Origin of the sequence: Yersinia pekkanenii (assembly GCF_001152565.1) — a bacterium.
Taxonomy (GTDB): Bacteria; Pseudomonadota; Gammaproteobacteria; order Enterobacterales; family Enterobacteriaceae; genus Yersinia; species Yersinia pekkanenii.
This window is the reverse complement of sequence record NZ_CQAZ01000150.1, coordinates 1-1,914: the sequence shown is the minus strand read 5'-3', so window position 1 is coordinate 1,914 and position 1,914 is coordinate 1. Positions and strand designations below refer to the sequence as shown.

The following is a 1,914-nucleotide window of genomic DNA, read 5'->3' as shown; positions in this document are numbered from 1 at the left end:
TAAATGTTGCCAGGAGGGACCCATTTTTTTTATTGATACTGATTATCAACTGAACGGGCCGAACTATGATGACAGAACTCCCCATAAGACTGCTGGCAAAACGAGTCGTATGCCTTGGCTGCATCATCAACGCTCATGAAGCTACCTAATCGGTATTTCTTCCCATCCATCTGCGCCTGAGCAATCCAACGATTACCTTGCTTATAGACACCCTTTGCGCCTGAGGTATTAGCTTTAGTGATGCCAACATTCCTTTTGTTTTCTGCTCGAGTAGCAACGCGAAGATTGCTAATGCGATTATCTACCTTTACCTCATTCACATGGTCAATCTGACTGTTGGCTTGCTCACCTGTCATATAGAGCCATGCAAGGCGATGCCCCTTATAGCGGCGACCATCAATTTGTATTTCTACATAGCCGGTTGTCATATTGGTGCGCCCAGCTACTGAGCCAGCTACAGCCCTAAAGCTACGATAGACCAGCCACATAAATGCACCTGTATCAGGATCATAGTGAAGTAGCTCTTTCAGTCTTTCTTGGGTTAGCTCTTTCATGTATCACCTGTAATTTAGGCAATAAAAAACCCCGCATAGGCGAGGCATGTTAGTTATACAATGGTTGAGTAGTTTGTTATTTAGCCGTCTTCAACGCCTGCTCGATTGCCAGACTTAATGCTCCAGGCATCAAAGCCTGTGCCATTGTATTCGCTCGGTCGAAGTATCCAAGCGTTGGTTTAACTGCCAATGCGTCACCAAACTGAATCAGCAGCTTAGGTGCTCTTTGTTTCTCTCTGGCACGATGCACACCGTTAGGAGAGCGCTTCTGACGCTTCTTAACCTTTTTGCTCTTCTTGCCTTTCTTTCGCTGGAAGAAACCACTAACGCCATTCACCTCACCTACAAACACATTTTCTTTAGCTTTAAGCTGCTGCGTTTTGTTACGGGCTAAGTTGCCGAACTTATTCAGCTTTATATTTTTGGGGTTAAGCAACGCCTGACCATTGAGCTTGTGCTGGCCGCCGAACTCGAACGGTTCGAGATAGCTCGCAGCAATATCACGCACAAACACTTTGGCCTGTAATCGGTTTTTGCGGGCACCAAACGAGCCAACGGAATTAACGGTGAAAGGGGTCGGATTATCCAGATTGCGCTGCATACCTACTTTCTGAGCTTCTGCAATCTGACGTGCCACGCTAGTTAGTGCCTGAGCAGCAGCAAAGGGGATCTGCTTTTTTATCGACTGTAACTGATTGGATAAATCCTTAAGAGTCGCCATGACCTAGCCCTAAATAGAAAAGCCACCGGCTAATTAGGCTAGTGGCTTAGGTTGTGCATTATCGATGGCACTCAATGAATGCTACCTGTAATGCCGTTACTCTTCGACTACTGCGCCATCTGGCAATTTACGACCAGCATAGACCGAGCAACCAGGGTGACGATCATCTTCAACAGCCGCCAAATCACTCTCATCGAACCACGCGCTCATAGCCCGACCATCGCCAGCTTTGTAATGCACAAAGTAGGAGTTTTCATGTGTTGCGTATTCGGCGCGACCTTTCACCTCGCCCCACTCATTGCTGATGGCGATAATTACCAGTTGACTCAGTTCAAACTTAAACATTAGTTACTCCTTAGTTATTGATATGATTATTACCTGATTAATGCTCAGCAATCGGCATCCGGACGAGCTACTGCACGACAGGCCGCCATACAAGCTGTTTGCATGTCTGTTTTTGCAATCGCCAGCCAACGCGGATCGGTATCACCGGCGTTCAGAAATTCCAGTTGTGCGATGAACTGGCGACTAATCTCTTTCAGCCGGTTCATATTGGATATGTCTTTTTCAGATAGCGTTCGATAGCCTTTTACTGTGCTGCCATCCTGCGGTTTTGCTTCGCTCATAATTTCCTCTGGT

The 1,914-nt window shown here is 46.7% G+C and carries 4 protein-coding genes; all 4 read right to left on the bottom strand.

Annotated elements, in window-relative coordinates; translation table 11 throughout:
- Window positions 1-29 precede the first annotated feature (29 nt).
- The gene (locus tag AEP37_RS23490) at window positions 30-554 is read right to left on the bottom strand and encodes an HNH endonuclease (RefSeq protein WP_049602778.1); all 525 of its coding nucleotides are present in this window, start codon (window positions 552-554) and stop codon (window positions 30-32) included.
- Window positions 555-630: 76 nt separating this feature from the next.
- Window positions 631-1,275: a hypothetical protein gene (locus AEP37_RS23485; RefSeq protein ID WP_049615592.1), complete on the bottom strand. Its 645-nt coding sequence runs from the start codon at window positions 1,273-1,275 to the stop codon at window positions 631-633.
- A gap of 96 nt (window positions 1,276-1,371) precedes the next feature.
- Window positions 1,372-1,620 carry a hypothetical protein gene (locus AEP37_RS23480; RefSeq protein ID WP_049615591.1) on the bottom strand — a complete coding sequence of 83 codons (249 nt, stop codon included), beginning with the start codon at window positions 1,618-1,620 and terminating at the stop codon, window positions 1,372-1,374.
- A gap of 44 nt (window positions 1,621-1,664) precedes the next feature.
- Complete coding sequence (locus tag AEP37_RS23475; protein ID WP_049615593.1) at window positions 1,665-1,901, bottom strand: Acb2/Tad1 domain-containing protein; 237 nt, start codon at window positions 1,899-1,901, stop codon at window positions 1,665-1,667.
- Between the last annotated feature and the right edge of the window lie 13 nt (window positions 1,902-1,914).